Raw genomic sequence first — 240 nt, 5'->3', positions numbered from 1 at the left:
AGAAGCACTCTTTGCAACTGAGGCGGCACTGGATGCCGTTGAGTCATCGCCCGCTTGGGCTGCGCTCTTAGCATCTGTTGCAGCACTGGACGCGATACTTGCGGCTGACTTCGCTGCATCAGTTGCACTAGAGATTGTCGGATCATTCGGGTACTTCGTTGCAGCAGAGTCAGCAACATCAGCACTCGAACTTGCCGAGCTAGCAGCTTTAGTAGCATCACTCGCGTAGCTAGTGGCAGC

Annotated in this window: 1 pseudogene; it reads right to left on the bottom strand. The window is 55.0% G+C overall.

Going from position 1 to position 240, the window contains the following annotated elements:
- Positions 1–240: pseudogene (locus ACWPAB_RS15510) on the bottom strand (hypothetical protein); the annotation flags it as partial.

This window comes from Lacticaseibacillus sp. 30 (genome assembly GCF_053819265.1).
Note: the sequence above shows the minus strand (reverse complement) of the source record. Positions and strands in the feature narration are given on the sequence as shown.